Origin of the sequence: Wenxinia saemankumensis (assembly GCF_900141735.1) — a bacterium.
Taxonomy (GTDB): Bacteria; Pseudomonadota; Alphaproteobacteria; order Rhodobacterales; family Rhodobacteraceae; genus Wenxinia; species Wenxinia saemankumensis.
This window is the reverse complement of the sequence record NZ_FQYO01000001.1, coordinates 723,484-740,204: the sequence shown is the minus strand read 5'-3', so window position 1 is coordinate 740,204 and position 16,721 is coordinate 723,484. Positions and strand designations below refer to the sequence as shown.

Here is a 16,721-nt window from a genome sequence, read left to right as displayed (position 1 = left end):
CGGCCGTCTGGGGCCGCCGGTCAGCGGGTCGAACGGTTGTGGGTCCGTGGCCCGGTCCCGCGCCCCGGAGGGGGGCGCGGGGGGATCGCGGCGCGGGATCAGTTCGCGCTGTAGATCATGTCGTCGGCGATGTCGGCGCCGGCATTCTCCTCGAACCAGGCGGCCGCGCCCGGATGCCAGGGCAGGACGGTGTTCTTGTCCCAGTTCTCCACCACCGTCTCGGTGGCGGCCTGGTGGATGCCCACCATCCGCTCGTTGTCGGACATCACCACGTCGACCACGGCGTTGATGAAGCTGTCGGGCAGCGAGCAGTCGGCGATGGCGAAGTTCCACATCGCGACCGACCGGGCCGGCGCCTCGAGCGTGGTGTAGGTCTCGGCCGGGATCTCGAAGGCGGAGACCGGGAAGGCGTCGATGATCTGCGCCTGCTCCTCCTCGGTGAACTCGATGATGTTCACGTCCGTCTGCACCTCGAGCTGGCTGACCGCCGGGACCGGAATGCCGACCGCGAAGGCCACCACGTCGAGCAGGCCGTCCTGCAGCTGGCCGCCGAGATCGTCCCAGCCGCCGTTGCGCCGCTCGTACTCGACGCCGAGCTCGTCCATCATCGCCGGGAAATACGTGTCCGAGGTGGACCCGGCGGGACCGAAGCCGATCCGCGAGCCGGCCGGGATGTCGGCGATCGAGGTGATGCCCGAGGATGACAGGGCCGTCACGCTGAACGGCGTCTGGTACATCGGGAAGATGGCGCAGGCATTGTCCATCGCGAGGCCCGGGGCGATCGGGTTGTTGCCCGCCAGTGATTCCGCGGCCGGGCCCATCGTGGTCATGCCGAAGGCGGCGTCGCCGGTATGCACCAGCGCCATGTTCTGCATCGGGCCGCCGGTCACTTCGGCGCCGCCCGAGATGCCCAGTTCCTCGGCGACGAGGTTCGCCCAGCCCGAGCCGTAGACGAAGAAGGTGCCGCCCTGGCTGGCGGTGCCGACCGTGAAGCTCTCCGGCCAGCCGGTGCGGTCCTGGTCCTGGGCGAGGGACGGGGTCGCCGCGAGCGCGGTCGTCGTGGCCAGTGCGGCCAGAAGGGTCTTGGTCATTGTTGTCCTCCGATGTCGGTACGGGCGTGCCGGATCCCGAGGTCCGGCCCGCCCGCTCCATCACGGCGCGTGGCTCCTCCGGCGCGCCGTTGTGCGGCCGATCATATCAACCACTCGGAATTTGATGTAAGCCGGAAAAGTCGCCGGTTGCGCATTCCGCGGGCGACGACTTGCGAGGCGCGGGGCATTTTTCTGCCAGATGCGGCGCGCGATGTCCCCGGGACGTCCCCGTGCCGGGTCGTTCCCCGCCCCATTCGGGGCGAGGGACGCCGGCCCGGTGGCCGCCTCAGACGGCGATCAGGTCGCGGTGCCGGGCGAGGTAGATCCGCAGCCAGGGCACGAAGCGCTCCGGCGTTTCGGCGATCTCGCGGTCCAGATCGCCCCAGGAGACCCAGCGCGTCGCGCCGACCTCGGCCGGGTCGGGGCGCGCCTCGATCCGGGCGGGCAGGGGGGCGGTGAAGATCTCGACCACCTCATGCTCCGTCAGCCCGCCGCCGACATCGGCGCGGTAGGTGACCTGCCCCCGATGCTGCAGCACCGGCACCGCGATCCCCAGTTCCTCGCGCAGGCGGCGATGGGCGCAATCCTCGGCGCTCTCGCCCCAGAACGGGTGCGTGCAGCAGGCATTCGCCCAATGCCCCGGCGTGTGGTACTTGGTGTCGGCCCGGCGCTGGATCAGCGTCGCATCCCCCTCGGTCACGAAGACCGAGATCGCCTTGTGTCGCAGCCCCTCGCGGTGGACCTGCATCTTGTCGATCGGCTGAAGGCGGCCGTCCTTCCAGGCGGGGACGAGATCCCTCATGCGCGGTCCGCCCGGGCGGCGCCGGTATCCGGGGCGGTCTCGAGCCCGCCCATGTGCCGGTCCGTCCATTGCCCGTAGATCACCGGGTTCGCGGCGCAGAACTCGACCAGCAGGCCCGAGAGCGGCGGCCGTGCGCCCCGCTTGAGCGCGGCCTGCGCGGCGATCGCGCCGTAGGTCGCCCCGACGATGTTCACCGCGACGTCCCCCATCGTGTCGGGCAGGCCCGAGCGCTGGGCATTGGTGCCGAAGAGCGCGTCGATCGAGAATTCCATCAGCTCCCACGCGCCGCCGACCAGCGCCGCGAAGGACACGGCGAGGATGCTGCCGATCCACAGCCCGGTGCGGGGCCGTCCCCCTTCCGTCAGCAGAAGGACCATCGCCCAGCCCGCCAGCGCAAGGACGGACGAGGCGACGAGGTGCAGCGCGATGTCCCACCAGGCGAAGCGGGTGTAGAAGCCGCCGACCTCGCCAAGCCCGAAGGCGGCGAGGCAGAAGATCAGGATGCCCGGCGCCAGCGCGCGCGGCAGCACGATTCCCGACAGCGCGGTGTAGAACCGCGGCAGCCCCGCCAGCACCATCGCCCCGCCGGCGGCGACGGCGAGCAGCGCGTCGCCCCGCACCGCGCCCGCCACCAGCAGCGCGCCGGCGATCGTCCAGGCGGTCGCCGTGGCGGCGGAAGAGGCGGGTCGGGGCATCGGGCGGCGATCGTCCATCTGGGTCAGCGCCTTACATAGCCCTGCCGGACGGGGGGCAAGCGTCCGTCACGCCCGCAGGAGCGCCAGCGCCCGGCGCACCACCTCGTCCGACGGGACCGGCTTGCGCAGGACCGGAACGCCCAGCGCCTCCATCCAGTCGCGGTCGACCCGGTTGTCCCCGGTATGCAGCAGGAACGGCACCCCGAGCGCGATCAGCCGCTCGGCCACCGGGCGGCTGGTCACGCCGGGTGCCAGGCTGACGTCGAGGATCGCCACGTCCGGCGGGTCGTCCTCGACCAGTCCCATCGCCCCGGCGAGGTCCGAGGCGGGCAGGGGGCGGGCGCCCGCATCCTCGAGGCAGAGCTCGAGGTCCAGGAGGATGATCGCCTCGTCCTCGAGAACGAGCACGCGGACCGGATCCGGGGTGGGAGAGGGTTCGATGTCAGGCCTGCCGCGGAAGTTGCAACAGGATACGCGCGTGCAGCCCTTCGGGGTCCCAGTCGCGGTCGATCCGGCTGCCCATCCCGGCCAGAAGACGGTCGATGATCTGGGTGCCGTTCCCCCCCGGCGCCGCCTGCACCGCCGGGCCGCCCGTCTCGCGCCAGTCGACGACGAGATATCCGTCCTGCTCGCCCCAGGTCACGTCGACCCGGCCGTCCAGGACCTTGAGCGCGCCGTGCTTGACCGCGTTGGCCGCCAGCTCGTTGAGGACGAGGCCGAGGGTCGAGACGATCGCGGGCGAGGTGCGCACCTCCGGCCCCGTCGCGCCGACGCGGCCATCGCCGTGCGGCGCGAGGACCGCACGGATCGAGGGGGCGATGTCGATGTCGCCGGTCGTCGCCGTCTCGCCGAAGGTGGGCTCGTGCGCCCGGCCGAGCGCGTGGATCGCCGTCGCGATCCGGTCGGTCACGTCGCGGGCGTCGAACTTGCGCCCGACCATGTTCACGATCCCCGCCATGACCGCGAAGATGTTCTTGATCCGGTGGCTCAGCTCGCTGGCCATGAGGTCGGCGTGGCGCTGTTCGGTCCGCGCGGAATGGACCTCGGTCACGTCCCATTGCGAGCCGAAGATGTAGAGCAGCTTTCCCTCCGGGTCGTAGATCGGCCCCAGATGCAGCGCGTTCCAGAACGGCGTGCCGTCCTTGCGGTAGTTCAGCAGCTCCACGACCGCTGTGTTCTCGGCCTTGAGCGCACGGCGGATCCGCTCGACCGAGGCCGGATCGGTGTCCTCTCCCTGGAGGAAGCGGCAGTTCCGGCCGATGATCTCGTCGTCGGAATAGCCCGTCAGCTCGCGGAAGGCGCGGTTGGCGAAGACGATGGGCATGTCCGGCGCGTTGGGATCGCTGAGGCAGACCGCCATCCGGGTCTGCGCCATCGCCTGCTCGAACAGGATGCCGGTGCCCCGCCCGAACCGGGCCGAGGCCTCGTCGCCATCGGTGCCCGGCTCCTCGCCGAAGGCGCGGGCGGCCTGGTCATAGGGGGGCTCGCGGTCGGGCATGGGGGATCCTTTCCCATGGACAATCTGCCGGCCGGGGACGGCGCCCGCCGGTCGCCTCTTGATGCGGGCAGGGCCCGCGGGATTGCAAGCGCGCCGAGGTCGCATCCCCGTGTGGCGGCCTTTGCCGATCCGCAGGGCAGGGCCACCGGGGCCGGGGGCGGGCGGCCCCCGGGCCCGTCGTGGTTTTTTTGTTGCGGCAGCTCGGCACGCCCCCTAATGAATACGTATGCAAATCGACGGAGTCCCCATGCCTGCCACCTCCCACCTTCCCGCCGGAGTGACCCGGGTCCGCGCCCCCGGCCGCGACGCCGCCCGCGATACCGGCGATATCGGGCCGCTGGTCGCGGACATCCTCGCTGCCGTGCGGGACCGGGGCGACGCCGCGGTCGCGGAATTCGCCGCGAAGTTCGACGGCAGCGACCGGACGGCCTTCGAGGTGACGCAGGACGAACGGGACGCGGCGCTGGCCGGTCTGGATCCGCAGACCCGGGCGGACACCGAATTCGCGATCGCCAATGTCCGGCGCTTCGCCGAGGCGCAGCTCGGCACGATGCTGCCGCTCGACATCGAGCCTCTGCCCGGCATCCATCTCGGCCACCGGGTCATCCCGCTCGAGCGGGTGGGCTGCTACGTGCCCGGCGGGCGCTACCCGCTGCTTTCGGCCCCGATCATGACCATCGTGCCGGCCAAGGTCGCCGGGGTGGGCGAGGTCATCGCCTGCCTGCCGCCCAACGCCCATCCCGCGATGGTGGCGGGCTGCCATCTCGCCGGGGCCGACCGCATCTTCCGTATCGGCGGCGCGCAGGCCATCGCGGCCATGGCCTACGGCACCGACACCGTGCCCCGCGTCGACAAGATCGTCGGTCCGGGCAACGCCTTCGTCAACGAGGCCAAGCGGCAGGTCTTCGGCCCCGTCGGCATCGACCAGCTGGCGGGCCCGTCCGAGATCTACGTCCTGGCGGACCATACCGGCGACGCCGAGATGATCGCGACCGACCTGCTCGCCCAGGCCGAGCACGACGTGCGCACCCGCGTGGGCCTCATCACCACGCACGCCCCGCTGGCCGAGGCGGTGGAGGCCGAGGTGACGCGCCAGCTGACCGAGCTGGCCACCGCCGAGACCGCCGCCCAGGCCTGGCGCGATTACGGCGAGATCGCGGTCTGCGAGGACGAGGCGGCGATGATCGCCTATTCCGACATGATCGCGGCGGAACATCTGCAGGTCCATGCCGAGGACCCGCAGGCCCTCGCCGGCAAGCTGCGGCACTACGGCTCGCTCTTCATCGGCGAACTGGCGAGCGTGGTCTATTCCGACAAGTGCGTCGGCACCAACCACACGCTGCCGACCATGGCGGCCGGGCGCTATACCGGCGGGCTCTGGGTCGGGGCCTATGTCAAGGTCGCGACGCATCAATGGCTCACGCCCGAGGGCGTGCGCGCCGTCGCCCCGCCCGCCGTGCGACAGAGCGCGAGCGAGGGGCTGGACGGCCATCGCCGCGCCGCGCAGCTGCGACTGGACCGGATGCAGGCGGGCTGAGGCAGGCGGGCTGACACGGGCGGGCAGGGGCGCGACGGCCGCCGGCGGACGGGCGCTTCGCGGACCGGCGGGTCGACCGGACCCTTCCGGGCCCCCGACCTCGTCCCTGCCGGGGGGGGGCACGGCGCGCAGGGGCCCTGCCGGGGCGGCGCGCCGCGCGGGGGCACGGCCCCCCGGTCGCCGTGACGGGACCGAACGGATCCCGGGGCCGCCCGGCTGCTCCCGCGCGAAGCTTCCCCGGCGCAAGTTCCGCTGGCCCCCGGCCCGCCCCTGCGCTAGGCGCGGGGCCATCCTATGCAAGGCCGGACGGGGACGGGACGATGACCGAGATTCGGGGCAGGAACGGGCTGAGCTATGCCGAGGCCGGGGTCGACATCGACGCCGGCAACGCGCTGGTGGAGCGGATCAAGCCGGCGGCGAAGCGCACCGACCGGCCCGGCACGATGGCGGGGCTGGGGGGCTTCGGCGCGCTCTTCGACCTCAAGGCGGCGGGCTACGACGACCCCGTCCTCGTGGCCGCGACCGACGGCGTCGGCACCAAGCTGCGGATCGCGATCGAGACCGGCCATGTCGGCGGCGTCGGGATCGACCTCGTCGCGATGTGCGTCAACGACCTCGTCTGCCAGGGGGCCGAGCCGCTCTTCTTCCTCGACTACTTCGCCACCGGAAAGCTCGACCTCGACCAGGCCGCCTCCGTCATCGAGGGCATCGCCGAGGGCTGCCGCCTGTCGGGCTGCGCGCTGATCGGCGGCGAGACGGCCGAGATGCCGGGCATGTATCACGGCGGGGATTTCGACCTCGCCGGCTTCGCCGTCGGCGCGATGGAGCGGGGCGCGGCCCTGCCGGCGGACGTGGGGGAGGGGGACGTGCTGCTCGGCCTCGCCTCCACGGGGGTCCATTCCAACGGCTATTCGCTGGTCCGCCGCATCGTGGAGCGGACGGGCCTCGGCTGGGACGCGCCCGCCCCCTTCGCGGAGGGCAGCCTGGGCGAGGCGCTGCTGGCGCCGACCGCGCTCTACGTCCGGGGGGCCATCGCGGCGGTCAAGGAGGGGGGCCTGATCCACGCGCTCGCCCATATCACCGGCGGCGGCCTGACCGAGAACCTGCCCCGCGTCCTGCCCGAGGGGCTGGGGGCCGAGATCGACCTCGGCGCCTGGGCGCTGCCCCCGGTCTTCGGCTGGCTGGCCGCTGAGGGCGGGATCGACGAGGCCGAGATGCTCAAGACCTTCAATTGCGGGATCGGCATGGTCGCCGTCGTGCCGGAGGGCCGGGCGGACACGGCGCGCGCGCGGTTCGAGGCGGCGGGCCATGCGGTGCACCGGATCGGCCGCGTCGCGGGGGGCGCGGGCATGCGCTATACCGGCCGCCTGACTTGAAGCGGGTCGCGATCCTGATCTCGGGCGGCGGCTCCAACATGGTCCGCCTCGTCGAGGACATGGGGCGGGACCATCCCGGCCGGCCCGTCCTCGTCCTGTCGAACCGGCCGGAGGCGGCGGGGCTGGCCCGCGCCCGCGCGCTGGGCGTCGCCACGTTCGCCGTGGATCACCGGGCCCATCCGGGGCGCGAGAGCTTCGAGGCCGAGCTGGACCGCGTCCTGACCGCCGCACGGCCCGACGTGATCTGCCTCGCCGGCTTCATGCGGATCCTCACGTCCGGTTTCGTCCGGCGGTGGGAGGGGCGGATGCTGAACATCCACCCCTCGCTCCTGCCCAAGTTCCCCGGCCTCGACACCCATGCCCGCGCGCTGGAGGCGGGCGAGGCCGAGCATGGCTGCACCGTCCACGAGGTGACCCCCGAGCTCGATGCCGGGCCGATCCGGGGGCAGGCGCGGCTGAAGGTGCGCCCCGGCGACACGCCGGACAGTCTGGCCGCGCGGGTGCTGGAGCTGGAGCACCGCCTCTATCCGGCCGTGCTGCGCCGGGTGCTGGCGGGCGAGACCGCCCCGCTGGACCTGCGCGCCCCGGCCTGACCCTGTGGACCTGATCGCCGACGCGGGTTAGGTTTCGCGGCCTTCCCCGCGGGGAAGGGTTCGTGCCATCCGCCTTCCCCACGGGGAAGGTCCGTTTCACAGACGAAAGCCGCCCGTCCCCGATGCAGATCATCAAGACGACCGACGCCCTCGCCGCCTTCTGCGAGCGGGCCGCGCGTCACCCCTATGTCACCGTCGATACCGAGTTCCTGCGCGAGCGGACCTATTATCCCAAACTCTGCCTGATCCAGCTGGCCTATCCCGGCGAGGCGGAAGAGGAGGATGCGGCCATCGTCGATCCGATCGAGGGCGAGGGGCTGGACCTCGGCCCGCTCTACGCGCTGTTCGAGGACCCGGGCGTGGTGAAGGTGTTCCACGCCGCGCGGCAGGATCTGGAAATCTTCTACGTCGACAAGGGGATCATCCCCGCGCCGCTCTTCGACACGCAGGTCGCGGCGATGGTCTGCGGCTTCGGCGAACAGGTCGGCTACGAGACGCTGGTCCGCAAGATCGCCAAGGCCGAGATCGACAAGTCCTCGCGCTTCACGGACTGGTCGCGGCGGCCGCTGTCTGACGCGCAGCTGCGCTACGCCATCGCCGACGTGACCCATCTGCGCGAGATCTACGAGAGCCTCGCCGCCGACCTGAAGCGGACCGGCCGCGCCCGCTGGGTGGCCGAGGAGATGGCGGTGCTGAACGATCCCGCCACCTATGTCACCGACCCGGACGAGGCGTGGCGGCGGGTCAAGACGCGGACCGCCTCCGGCAAGTTCCTCGCCATCGTGCGCGAGCTGGCGCGATTCCGCGAATCCTACGCGCAGGCGCGGGACGTGCCGCGCAGCCGCGTCTTCAAGGACGACGCGCTGGTCGAGCTCGCCTCGACAAAGCCCGCCTCGGAGAAGGATCTCGGCCGCTCGCGCCTGCTGCTGCGCGAGGCCCGCAAGGGCGAGATCGCGGACGGCATCCTCGCGGCCGTCAGGGCCGGGGTGGAGACGCCCTCCGCGCAGCAGCCGCGGGCAGACGACCGGCGCGCGCAGCTGCAGGTGAACCCCGCGCTCGCCGACCTGCTGCGCGTCCTGCTCAAGGCGCGGGCCGAGGCCGAGAACGTGGCGCCCCGGCTGATCGCCTCGGCCGCCGATCTCGACGCGCTGGCGGGCGGGGATCGCGACCTTCCGGCCCTGCAGGGCTGGCGGCGCGAGGTGTTCGGCGACATGGCGCTGGCGCTCTGCGAGGGGCGGGTGGCGCTGGCGGCGAAGGGGCCGAACGTCGTGACGGTAAAGCTGGGGTGACCCGCTAGCGCGCAGCCGCCAGCATCTCGCGGTAGATCGCATTGAGGGCGGCGGCCTCGTCCTCCAGCCGGAAGCTCTCCGCCACATGGGCCGGGCCCGCCGCGCCCCAGGCGACGCGCGCGGGCGCGTCGTCCAGGGCGCGGGAGAGGGCGGCCTTCAGCGCGGGTGCGTCGCCGCGCGGCACGATGAGGCCCGTCCGCTCGGGCACGACCAGCTCGTCGAAGGCGCCCGCATCGGTGGCCACGACCGCCGCGCCGCAGGCCATCGCCTCGAGCGGGGTGAGGCCGAACCCCTCGTGTCGCTGCGGCGCGACGTAGAGGTCGAGCGCGCCGAACCAGCCGGCCATCTCCCACGGTCGCGCCTCGGGGCGGAAATGGATCCGGTCCGCGACGGGCGAGGCGGCGGCGCGGGCCCGCAGATCCGCGGCGAAGCGGGCGAATTTCGGAGCCGTGCCACCCATCACGACGGCATGGGCCCCCGGCCGGTCCGGCAGCAGGTCCAGCATCGCGTCCAGGAACAGGTCAGTCCCCTTGGAGGGGCGGATCCGGCCGTAGCAGCCGACCAGCAGCCCCTCCGGCAGGCCGAGTTCGCGGCGCAGCGCCGCCCGATCCGGGGGCGGGCGGAACGCGTCCGTGTCGATCCCGTGCCGGATCACCGTGGCGGGCCGGGTCAGGAAGGCCGCGCTGCGATCCGAGGTCGCGACGATCCGGTCCATGCGGCCGATGAGCCAGCGCGTATAGGCCGTGTGGCGCCGCTGCGAGGCCGAGGTGAAGAGCAGCCGCAGATCCTGCCCCAGCGCCCGCAGCACGAGGCCGCCCAGCATCTCGACATTGCGGCGCGCGTGCCAGACCCGGGGCCGGCGCGGCAGGAAGGGCAGGCGGTGCAGCGGGATCCGCGGCACCTCCGGCGGAAGGGCCGGGCCGCAGGCGGCGATGGCGATGTCCCGCGCCTGCGTCGGCACGAGGCGCACCAACGTCGAGGTGACGCCCGAGATCCGCCGCTTGAAGCTGGGGGCGATGACGTCGGGATCGGGCCTCATCCGGCGCGCTCCGCCAGCGACAGGATCTCTTCCGCGAGAGAGTCCACGTCCGCGCCCTGCCGCTCGGCCACCGTCAGGGCCGCGGCGTCGAAGGCGGCGCGGGCCGGCGCGTCGCCCAGCAGGGCCGAGACCGCCGCCCCGATCCCGTCCGCCGGCACCTCGCGCGCGCCCCCCGCCTCGGCGAGGGCGGCATGGGCGGACGCGGCATTGGCGATGTCGGGTCCGTGCAGCACACCGCGGCCCAGCCGCGCCGGCTCCCACGGGTTGTGGCCGCCCGCGCCGCGCCACGATCCGGCCAGAGCTACGACCTGCGCGAGGTGCAGCCAGGTCCCGATCTCTCCCAGCGTGTCGCAGAGCCAGACCGGGACATCCGGCCCCGGCACCTCGCCACGCGACCGGCGGGCGAGGGGGAGGGCCCCGCCGATCTCGTCCGCCACGGTGTCGAAGCGATCCGGATGGCGCGGCGCCAGAAGGAGGAGGGCGCCGGGATGCTCCCGCAGCACCTCTTCATGGGCGGCGAGGGCCAGTGCCTCCTCGCCGGCATGGGTGGAGAGCATCGCCCAGACTGGGCGTCCGGCGAGGCGGGGAGCGAGGGCGGGCGCGTCGCCCCCTGGCAGGGGCGGCGCGGCGGCCTTGAGGTCGGCCGGCGGGCGCAGCGCCTCGGGCCGGACACCGATCATCGCGAGCTGCCCCCCGATCGCCGCGCTCTGCGGCTGGACGAGCGCCAGACCGCCGAAAAGCCATGCCGCGCTGAGGGGAAAGCGCGACCAGCCCCGCAGGCTGCCGTCCGACAGACGCGCGCCGACGAGGGCGGCGGGGATGCCGCGGCCTCGCACCGCGGCGAGCCAGCTGGGCCAGATCTCGCTTTCGGACAGGACCAGGGCGGCGGGCCGCCAATGGTCGAGGAAGCGCCGGGTCGCGGAGGGCGTGTCGATGGGGGCGAACTGGTGGATCGCCCCCTCCGGCAGCCGCCGGGCCAGCACCTCGGCCGAGGCGGCGGTGCCGGTCGTGACGAGGCAGGTCACCCGCCCCTGCAGCCGCGCGACCAGCGGCAGGAGGGCCACGCCCTCGCCGACGCTGGCGCCGTGCAGCCAGATCACGGGGCCGTCCGGTCGCTTCAGGCCCGCCCGGCCCCGGCGCTCGGCGAGGCGGCCGGACGGAACGCCCGCCGCCGCCAGCCGCCCCGCCGCGCGCCGCCCGAGCATCGGGCCGGCGAGCCGGCTGGCGGCGGAATAGAGGGCGAGGGGCAGGGGCATTGCGGGGCGGCAGGCCGGGGCCGTCAGCCGCCGGTATGGCTCATGTGGCGCGAGACGCGGCCCGAGACGTCCTGCCGGGAATAGTCGAAATCGTGGCCCTTCGGCTTCAGCGCGATGGCGGCGCGGATCGCGTCCTCCAGCACCGCGTCGTCCTCGCTCGACCGCAGCGGTCCGCGCAGGTCCGAATGTCCCTCCTGCCCGAGGCAGGTATAGATCTCGCCGGTGCAGGTGACGCGCACGCGGTTGCAGCTTTCGCAGAAATTGTGGGTCAGCGGCGTGATGAAGCCGATCCTCGCGCCCGTCTCCTCCACCCGGACGTAGCGGGCGGGGCCGCCCGAACTCTCGGGCGTGTCGGTCAGGACGTAATGCGCCGCCAGCTGCGCGCGCAGGTCCTTGAGCGACCAGTACTGGCCGATCCGGTCCTCGTTGCCGATATCGCCCATCGGCATGACCTCGATGAAGGTCAGGTCCATGTCGCGTCCCGCGCACCATTCGACGAGGGCGAAGAGCTCGTCCTCGTTGAATCCCTTGAGCGCGACGGTGTTGATCTTGACCCGCAGGCCGGCGGCCTGCGCGGCGTCGATCCCCTTCAGCACCTGCGGCAGTCGCCCCCAGCGGGTGACGCGGGCGAACTTGTCCTCGTCCAGCGTGTCGAGGCTGACATTCACCCGCCGCACCCCGGCGGCGTAGAGGTCGGCCGCGAAGCGCGCGAGCTGGCTGCCATTGGTGGTCAGCGTCAGCTCCTTCAGCGCGCCGCTGTCCAGATGCCGGCCCATCGCGTTGAAATACGTCAGGATGTTCCGCCGGACGAGCGGCTCGCCCCCGGTGATGCGCAGCTTCTCGACTCCCAGCCGGACGAAGGCGGAGGAAAGGCGGTCCAGCTCCTCGAGCGTCAGGAGGTCCTTCTTCGGCAGGAAGGTCATGTTCTCGGACATGCAGTAGACGCAGCGGAAGTCGCAGCGGTCCGTGACCGAGACGCGCAGGTAGCGGATGGCGCGGGCGAAAGGATCGACGAGGGGTTCCATCGACGCGAACCTAGGGCCCGGCAGGGGGCCGCGCAAGGCGGGGGCGGGGACGGCAAGAGGCGTTGCGCGGGGGCGGGCCCGGCCGTAGGGTCGCCGCATGACCCGGTATTCCGTCGCCCTCGCGCCCGCCTTCGCCCTTCTGTCCGCCTGCGCCACGCTCCAGCCTGCCTCGGCTCCGTCCTCCGGGCCGGATGCGACCGCCGCCGCCCAGCAGGCGGCGATCGGCGCGCCGCCGCCGGTCGAGACGCTGGACCTGACCCCGCCGCCGCCACCGCCCGCCGGCGCGACCACCGCCGACCAGTTCGACACCACGACCGAGGAGGACCGGGCCGAGGCCACGGCCGCGACGGCGGGCGGCGAGACGCAGCTGGGCACGACGCTGGCCACGCTGGGCAACCCGGCCTCGCCGGGGATCTGGATCGAGACGCCCTTCGTGACGAGCGTGACCGCCGGCCGGGTGGAACGGTCGAACGGCGAGGGGATCAACATCGAGCTGCGCCCCTCCGGCGGGCAGCCCGGCTCGGGCAGCGAGATCAGCCTGCCGGCGATGCAGCTCCTCAACCTGCCGCTGACGGCCATCGAGGAACTGACGGTCTACTCGCTCTGATCGCGCGAGCCAGGACCAGGGCGCCCGGCCACGCGGCCGGGCGTCACTCCACCGTCACCGACTTGGCGAGGTTGCGCGGCTGGTCCACATCCGTGCCCTTGGCCAGCGCCGTGTGGTAGGCCAGCAGCTGCGCCGGAACGGCGTAGAGGATCGGCGCGAGCGCGGGCGGGCAGGCGGGCAGGCGCAGCACCTGCCACACACCGTCCCCCGCCTCGTCCGCGCCCGCCGCGTCGGTGATCAGCACGACCTTTCCGCCGCGGGCCATCACCTCCTGCATGTTCGAGACCGACTTGTCGAAGAGCTCGTCCCGGGGCGCCATGACGATGACCGGCACGCTCTTGTCGATGAGCGCGATCGGCCCGTGCTTGAGTTCGCCCGAGGCGTAAGCCTCGGCGTGGATGTAGCTGATCTCCTTGAGTTTCAGGGCGCCCTCATGGGCAAGCGGATACATCCGGCCGCGGCCGAGGAACAGGATGTCGCGCGCCTCGGCCAGCCGGGCGGAGATCGCGTGCGCGGCGTCGTCGATGCCGAGCGCCTGGTTCATCAGCCCCGGCAGGGTCCGCAGCTCGTCCAGCCGGGCGGCGAAGGCGGCATCGTCCAGACGCCCGCGGGCCCGGGCGGCGTCCAGGGCGAGCAGCAGCAGCACCGTGAGCTGACAGGAGAAGGCCTTGGTCGAGGCGACGCCGATCTCGGGCCCGGCATGGATCGGCAGGGCGAGGTCGCTTTCCCGCGCGATGGAGCTTTCGGCGACGTTGACCACCGACAGGATGCGGTCCGCCTTGCCCCGGCAATAGCGCAGCGCGGCGAGCGTGTCGGCCGTCTCGCCCGACTGGCTGACGAAGAGCGCGGCGGTGCCGGCGCCGATGGGCGGCTCGCGGTAGCGGAACTCGCTGGCCACGTCGACCTCGACCGGCAGGCCGGCGATCTGCTCGAACCAGTACTTCGCCGTGAGGCAGGCGTAGAAGGCCGTCCCGCAGGCGACCATCGTCAGCCTCTCGATGGCGGCGAAGTCGATCCCGGGCGCGGGCAGCTCGACCCCGTCCTTGCCCATATAGGCGCCGAGAAGATCGGTCAGGCGGGCCGGCTGCTCGGCGATCTCCTTGGCCATGAAATGCCGGTGGCCGCCCTTGTCGACCTGCGCGGTCTCGGTCCGGATCCGCTGCTCGGCCCGGCGGACCGCTCTGCCGGCGGCATCGCGGATCGTCGCCCCGGCGCGGGTGACGACGGCGCGGTCGCCCTCCTCGAGATAGGTGATCCGCCGGGTCAGCGGGGCGAGCGCGATCGCGTCGGAGCCGACGAACATCTCGCCCTCGCCATGCCCGATCGCGAGGGGGGAGCCCTTGCGCGCGGCGATCATCAGATCCTCTTCCCCCCGGAAGAGGAACAGCAGGGCATAGGCGCCGGTCACCACCTCCAGCGTCGCGGCGACCGCCGCCTCGGGGTCAAGTCCGGCATCCAGATGGCGCTGCGTCAGCAGGGTCACAGTCTCGGTGTCGGTATCGGTCTCGTGCCCGATCCCGTCCGCGGCCAGCCGCTCGCGGATCTCGCGGAAGTTCTCGATGATTCCGTTATGCACGACCGCGACCCCGGCCGTGGCATGGGGATGCGCGTTGCGGACCGACGGGGCTCCGTGGGTCGCCCAGCGGGTATGGCCGATGCCGGACCGGCCCGAGAGCGGCTCGTGCACCAGCAGGTCCGAGAGGTTGACCAGCTTGCCGACCGCGCGGCGCCGGTCGAGCGCGCCATCCCGCACGGTCGCGATTCCCGCACTGTCATAGCCGCGATATTCCAGCCGCTTCAGCGCCTCGACCATCAGGGGCGCCGCTTCGTGGGTGCCGAGCACCCCGATGATTCCGCACATTGGACTACCCCTTGCCGCCGGCGGCCCTGGCCGCGCGCAACTTGTCGAAGAACCGTCGGGCGAAGCCCGGTTTGATCTCGGCCCGGGCCCGGCCGACCGCCATCGCGCCCTCCGGCACGTCCTGCGTCACGACCGTTCCGGTCGCCGTCATCGCCCCGTCGCCGATCCGGACGGGCGCGACGAGCATCGTGTTCGACCCGACGAAGACATCGGCCCCGATCTCGGTCCGGTGCTTGAAGACGCCGTCGTAATTGCAGGTGATCGTGCCCGCCCCGACATTCGTCCGTGCGCCGATCGCGGCGTCGCCGATATAGGTGAGGTGGTTCACCTTGGCGCCCGCGCCGATCTCGGCCTTCTTGATCTCGACGAAGTTGCCGACATGCACGTTCTCCTCCAGCCGGGCGCCGGGGCGCAGGCGGGCGAAGGGGCCGATCGTGGCGCCGGGGCCGACCGAGGCGCCCTCGAGATGCGAGAAGGCGCGGATGCGGGCGCCCGGGGCGACCGTGACGCCGGGGCCGAAGACGACGTTCGGCTCGACCACGCAATCCCGGCCGAGCGCGGTATCGCGCGAGAGGAAGACGGTCCCGGGCGCGATCAGGGTCGCGCCCGCCTCCATCGCCGCCTGTCGCGCGCGGGCCTGGAAGGCGTCCTCGGCGGCGGCCAGTTCGGGGCGGGAATTGATGCCCAGCGTCTCGGCCTCGTCGCAGGTGACGTATCCGCAGGACCGGCCGGCCGCGCGGGCGAGGCCGACGATGTCGGTCAGGTACAGCTCCCCCGCCGCGTTGTCGTCCGTCACGTCGTCCAGCAAGTCGAACAGAAGTCCGGCATCCGCGCAGATCACGCCGGAATTGCAGAGGGTTATCGCCCGCTCCTCATCCGTCGCGTCCTTGAACTCGACGATCCGGTCCAGCGTCTCGCCCGTGGTGACGAGCCGGCCGTAGCGACCCGGCTCCGCCGCCTCGAACCCCAGGACCACGACCGCGTGCCGCTCGCGCGCGGCGCGCATCTCGCGCAGCGTGTCGGTGCGGATGAAGGGGGTGTCGCCGTAGAGGACGATCGCATCGCCCCGCGCCCCCTCGAGCGCGGCGCGGGTCTGCATCACGGCATGGCCGGTGCCCTTGCGCTCGCGCTGCTCGACCAGGATCGCGTCGGGGGCATGCGCGGCCACCGCGCGGCCCACCTCGGCGGCGCCGTGGCCGGTGACGACGACGAGGCGCGCGGGAGAGAGCGGCTCGGCCGAGGCGATGGCATGGACGACGAGCGGGGCATTCCCGATCTCGTGCAGGACCTTCGGCCGGTCCGATTTCATCCGCGTGCCCTGGCCCGCCGCCAGGACGATCACGTTCACCTCGTCCATCGTCGCCCGCTGCCCCCTTGCCCCGTTTTGCGGCCTTTTCGCCCGCCGGGCGGGCCCGGGGCAAGGGGGGGACGATCACGCGGGGTGACGAAGGGTTACCGGCCGGGCGCTAGAAGCGGATATGGCCGTGATCGCCCACATCGGGCTTGGCCCCGGTGACGTTCGCGCGGGCGATCTCGAACAGGAACTTCGCGCCGCCATCAGTCGCCCAGACCTCGGCCTCGCGCAGGTCGAGCCGCAGCAGCTGCACGTCGGGATCGTCCTTGCCGCCCTCGAACCAGGCGGCCGGGACGCGGCCCCAGAACTCGTCGAGATGGGCCGGATCGGTCACCGCCGTCAGGGTTCCGTGGATCCGCGCCCAGAGGTTCGCCTTGGGATCGGCGAGCATGTAGACCGCTTCGGCCGGGCTGCGGCTCGCCTGGGCGAGGTCGGTCTGCCTGGCCGTGATGAAGAACAGCGTGTTCGTGTCGCGCTCGACGTAATGCGACATCGGCACGGCCGCCGCGTTGCCGGCGCCGAGCATGCCGGCCATCACGTCGTCGAGATGCTTGTAGAACTGGTCGGGGGTGACGGTATCCATCGGGGGCCTCCTGCCTCTGCTCGGGATCGGCCGGGAAACGAGGGGGCGCGGGCGCGGGTTCCGGGGGGCCGCCGCTTCGTTGACCCTCCGCGCCGGACGGGCTAAGGCTGCGGCG

16 protein-coding genes are annotated in these 16,721 nt (G+C 72.6%); 5 read left to right on the top strand and 11 right to left on the bottom strand.

Features of this window, described 5'->3' with window-relative positions:
- Nucleotides 1–98: 98 nt before the first annotated feature.
- The 5 genes from BUE30_RS03390 to BUE30_RS03370 all read right to left on the bottom strand — a co-directional run bounded on the left by BUE30_RS03390 (nucleotide 99) and on the right by BUE30_RS03370 (nucleotide 4,086).
- Nucleotides 99–1,091 (bottom strand): TAXI family TRAP transporter solute-binding subunit, encoded by a 993-nt coding sequence (locus BUE30_RS03390; RefSeq protein WP_073326414.1) that lies wholly within the window; start codon nucleotides 1,089–1,091, stop codon nucleotides 99–101.
- Between the two features lie 286 nt (nucleotides 1,092–1,377).
- Nucleotides 1,378–1,893, bottom strand: coding sequence for an isopentenyl-diphosphate Delta-isomerase (gene idi / locus BUE30_RS03385; RefSeq protein WP_073326413.1), 516 nt, complete (start codon nucleotides 1,891–1,893; stop codon nucleotides 1,378–1,380).
- A complete protein-coding gene (locus tag BUE30_RS03380) occupies nucleotides 1,890–2,606 on the bottom strand; it encodes a DUF2238 domain-containing protein (RefSeq protein ID WP_073326412.1) in 717 nt (238 codons plus the stop codon). The genes idi and BUE30_RS03380 overlap by 4 nt, the downstream gene beginning before the upstream one ends.
- Before the next feature lie 48 nt (nucleotides 2,607–2,654).
- Nucleotides 2,655–2,996 (bottom strand): response regulator, encoded by a 342-nt coding sequence (locus BUE30_RS03375; protein ID WP_083601058.1) that lies wholly within the window; start codon nucleotides 2,994–2,996, stop codon nucleotides 2,655–2,657.
- Between the two features lie 34 nt (nucleotides 2,997–3,030).
- The gene (locus tag BUE30_RS03370; protein WP_073326410.1) at nucleotides 3,031–4,086 is read right to left on the bottom strand and encodes a PAS domain-containing protein; all 1,056 of its coding nucleotides are present in this window, start codon (nucleotides 4,084–4,086) and stop codon (nucleotides 3,031–3,033) included.
- Nucleotides 4,087–4,333: 247 nt separating this feature from the next.
- Here BUE30_RS03370 and hisD point away from each other — a divergent pair, with 247 nt between their 5' ends.
- From hisD to rnd, 4 genes are all read left to right on the top strand, one after another.
- The gene (gene hisD / locus BUE30_RS03365) at nucleotides 4,334–5,623 is read left to right on the top strand and encodes a histidinol dehydrogenase (RefSeq protein WP_073326409.1); all 1,290 of its coding nucleotides are present in this window, start codon (nucleotides 4,334–4,336) and stop codon (nucleotides 5,621–5,623) included.
- Between the two features lie 320 nt (nucleotides 5,624–5,943).
- Nucleotides 5,944–6,999 (top strand): phosphoribosylformylglycinamidine cyclo-ligase, encoded by a 1,056-nt coding sequence (gene purM, locus BUE30_RS03360; protein WP_073326408.1) that lies wholly within the window; start codon nucleotides 5,944–5,946, stop codon nucleotides 6,997–6,999.
- Nucleotides 6,996–7,592 carry a phosphoribosylglycinamide formyltransferase gene (purN, locus tag BUE30_RS03355; protein WP_073326407.1) on the top strand — a complete coding sequence of 199 codons (597 nt, stop codon included), beginning with the start codon at nucleotides 6,996–6,998 and terminating at the stop codon, nucleotides 7,590–7,592. Before purM ends, purN begins: the two co-directional genes overlap by 4 nt.
- A gap of 122 nt (nucleotides 7,593–7,714) precedes the next feature.
- Nucleotides 7,715–8,881, top strand: coding sequence for a ribonuclease D (gene rnd / locus BUE30_RS03350; protein WP_073326406.1), 1,167 nt, complete (start codon nucleotides 7,715–7,717; stop codon nucleotides 8,879–8,881).
- A 4-nt stretch (nucleotides 8,882–8,885) separates the two neighbouring features.
- Here rnd and BUE30_RS03345 read toward each other — a convergent pair whose 3' ends face one another.
- Genes BUE30_RS03345 through moaA form a run of 3 tightly spaced genes read right to left on the bottom strand, consistent with a single transcriptional unit; the run spans nucleotide 8,886 to nucleotide 12,201 of the window.
- The gene (locus BUE30_RS03345) at nucleotides 8,886–9,920 is read right to left on the bottom strand and encodes a glycosyltransferase family 4 protein (RefSeq protein ID WP_073326405.1); all 1,035 of its coding nucleotides are present in this window, start codon (nucleotides 9,918–9,920) and stop codon (nucleotides 8,886–8,888) included.
- The gene (locus BUE30_RS03340) at nucleotides 9,917–11,176 is read right to left on the bottom strand and encodes a 3-deoxy-D-manno-octulosonic acid transferase (RefSeq protein ID WP_073326404.1); all 1,260 of its coding nucleotides are present in this window, start codon (nucleotides 11,174–11,176) and stop codon (nucleotides 9,917–9,919) included. Before BUE30_RS03340 ends, BUE30_RS03345 begins: the two co-directional genes overlap by 4 nt.
- A 23-nt stretch (nucleotides 11,177–11,199) precedes the next feature.
- Nucleotides 11,200–12,201 carry a GTP 3',8-cyclase MoaA gene (moaA, locus tag BUE30_RS03335; protein WP_073326403.1) on the bottom strand — a complete coding sequence of 334 codons (1,002 nt, stop codon included), beginning with the start codon at nucleotides 12,199–12,201 and terminating at the stop codon, nucleotides 11,200–11,202.
- Between the two features lie 97 nt (nucleotides 12,202–12,298).
- Here moaA and BUE30_RS03330 point away from each other — a divergent pair, with 97 nt between their 5' ends.
- Nucleotides 12,299–12,808, top strand: a complete 510-nt coding sequence (locus BUE30_RS03330; protein ID WP_073326402.1) for a D-galactarate dehydratase — start codon at nucleotides 12,299–12,301, stop codon at nucleotides 12,806–12,808.
- A gap of 43 nt (nucleotides 12,809–12,851) precedes the next feature.
- Here BUE30_RS03330 and glmS read toward each other — a convergent pair whose 3' ends face one another.
- The 3 genes from glmS to BUE30_RS03315 all read right to left on the bottom strand — a co-directional run bounded on the left by glmS (nucleotide 12,852) and on the right by BUE30_RS03315 (nucleotide 16,606).
- Nucleotides 12,852–14,669: a glutamine--fructose-6-phosphate transaminase (isomerizing) gene (gene glmS / locus BUE30_RS03325; protein WP_073326401.1), complete on the bottom strand. Its 1,818-nt coding sequence runs from the start codon at nucleotides 14,667–14,669 to the stop codon at nucleotides 12,852–12,854.
- Between the two features lie 4 nt (nucleotides 14,670–14,673).
- Nucleotides 14,674–16,026: a bifunctional UDP-N-acetylglucosamine diphosphorylase/glucosamine-1-phosphate N-acetyltransferase GlmU gene (gene glmU, locus BUE30_RS03320; RefSeq protein ID WP_073326400.1), complete on the bottom strand. Its 1,353-nt coding sequence runs from the start codon at nucleotides 16,024–16,026 to the stop codon at nucleotides 14,674–14,676.
- A 109-nt stretch (nucleotides 16,027–16,135) separates the two neighbouring features.
- Entirely contained in the window at nucleotides 16,136–16,606 is a 471-nt protein-coding gene (locus BUE30_RS03315; protein WP_073326399.1) for a pyridoxamine 5'-phosphate oxidase family protein, read from the bottom strand.
- Nucleotides 16,607–16,721 lie beyond the last annotated feature (115 nt).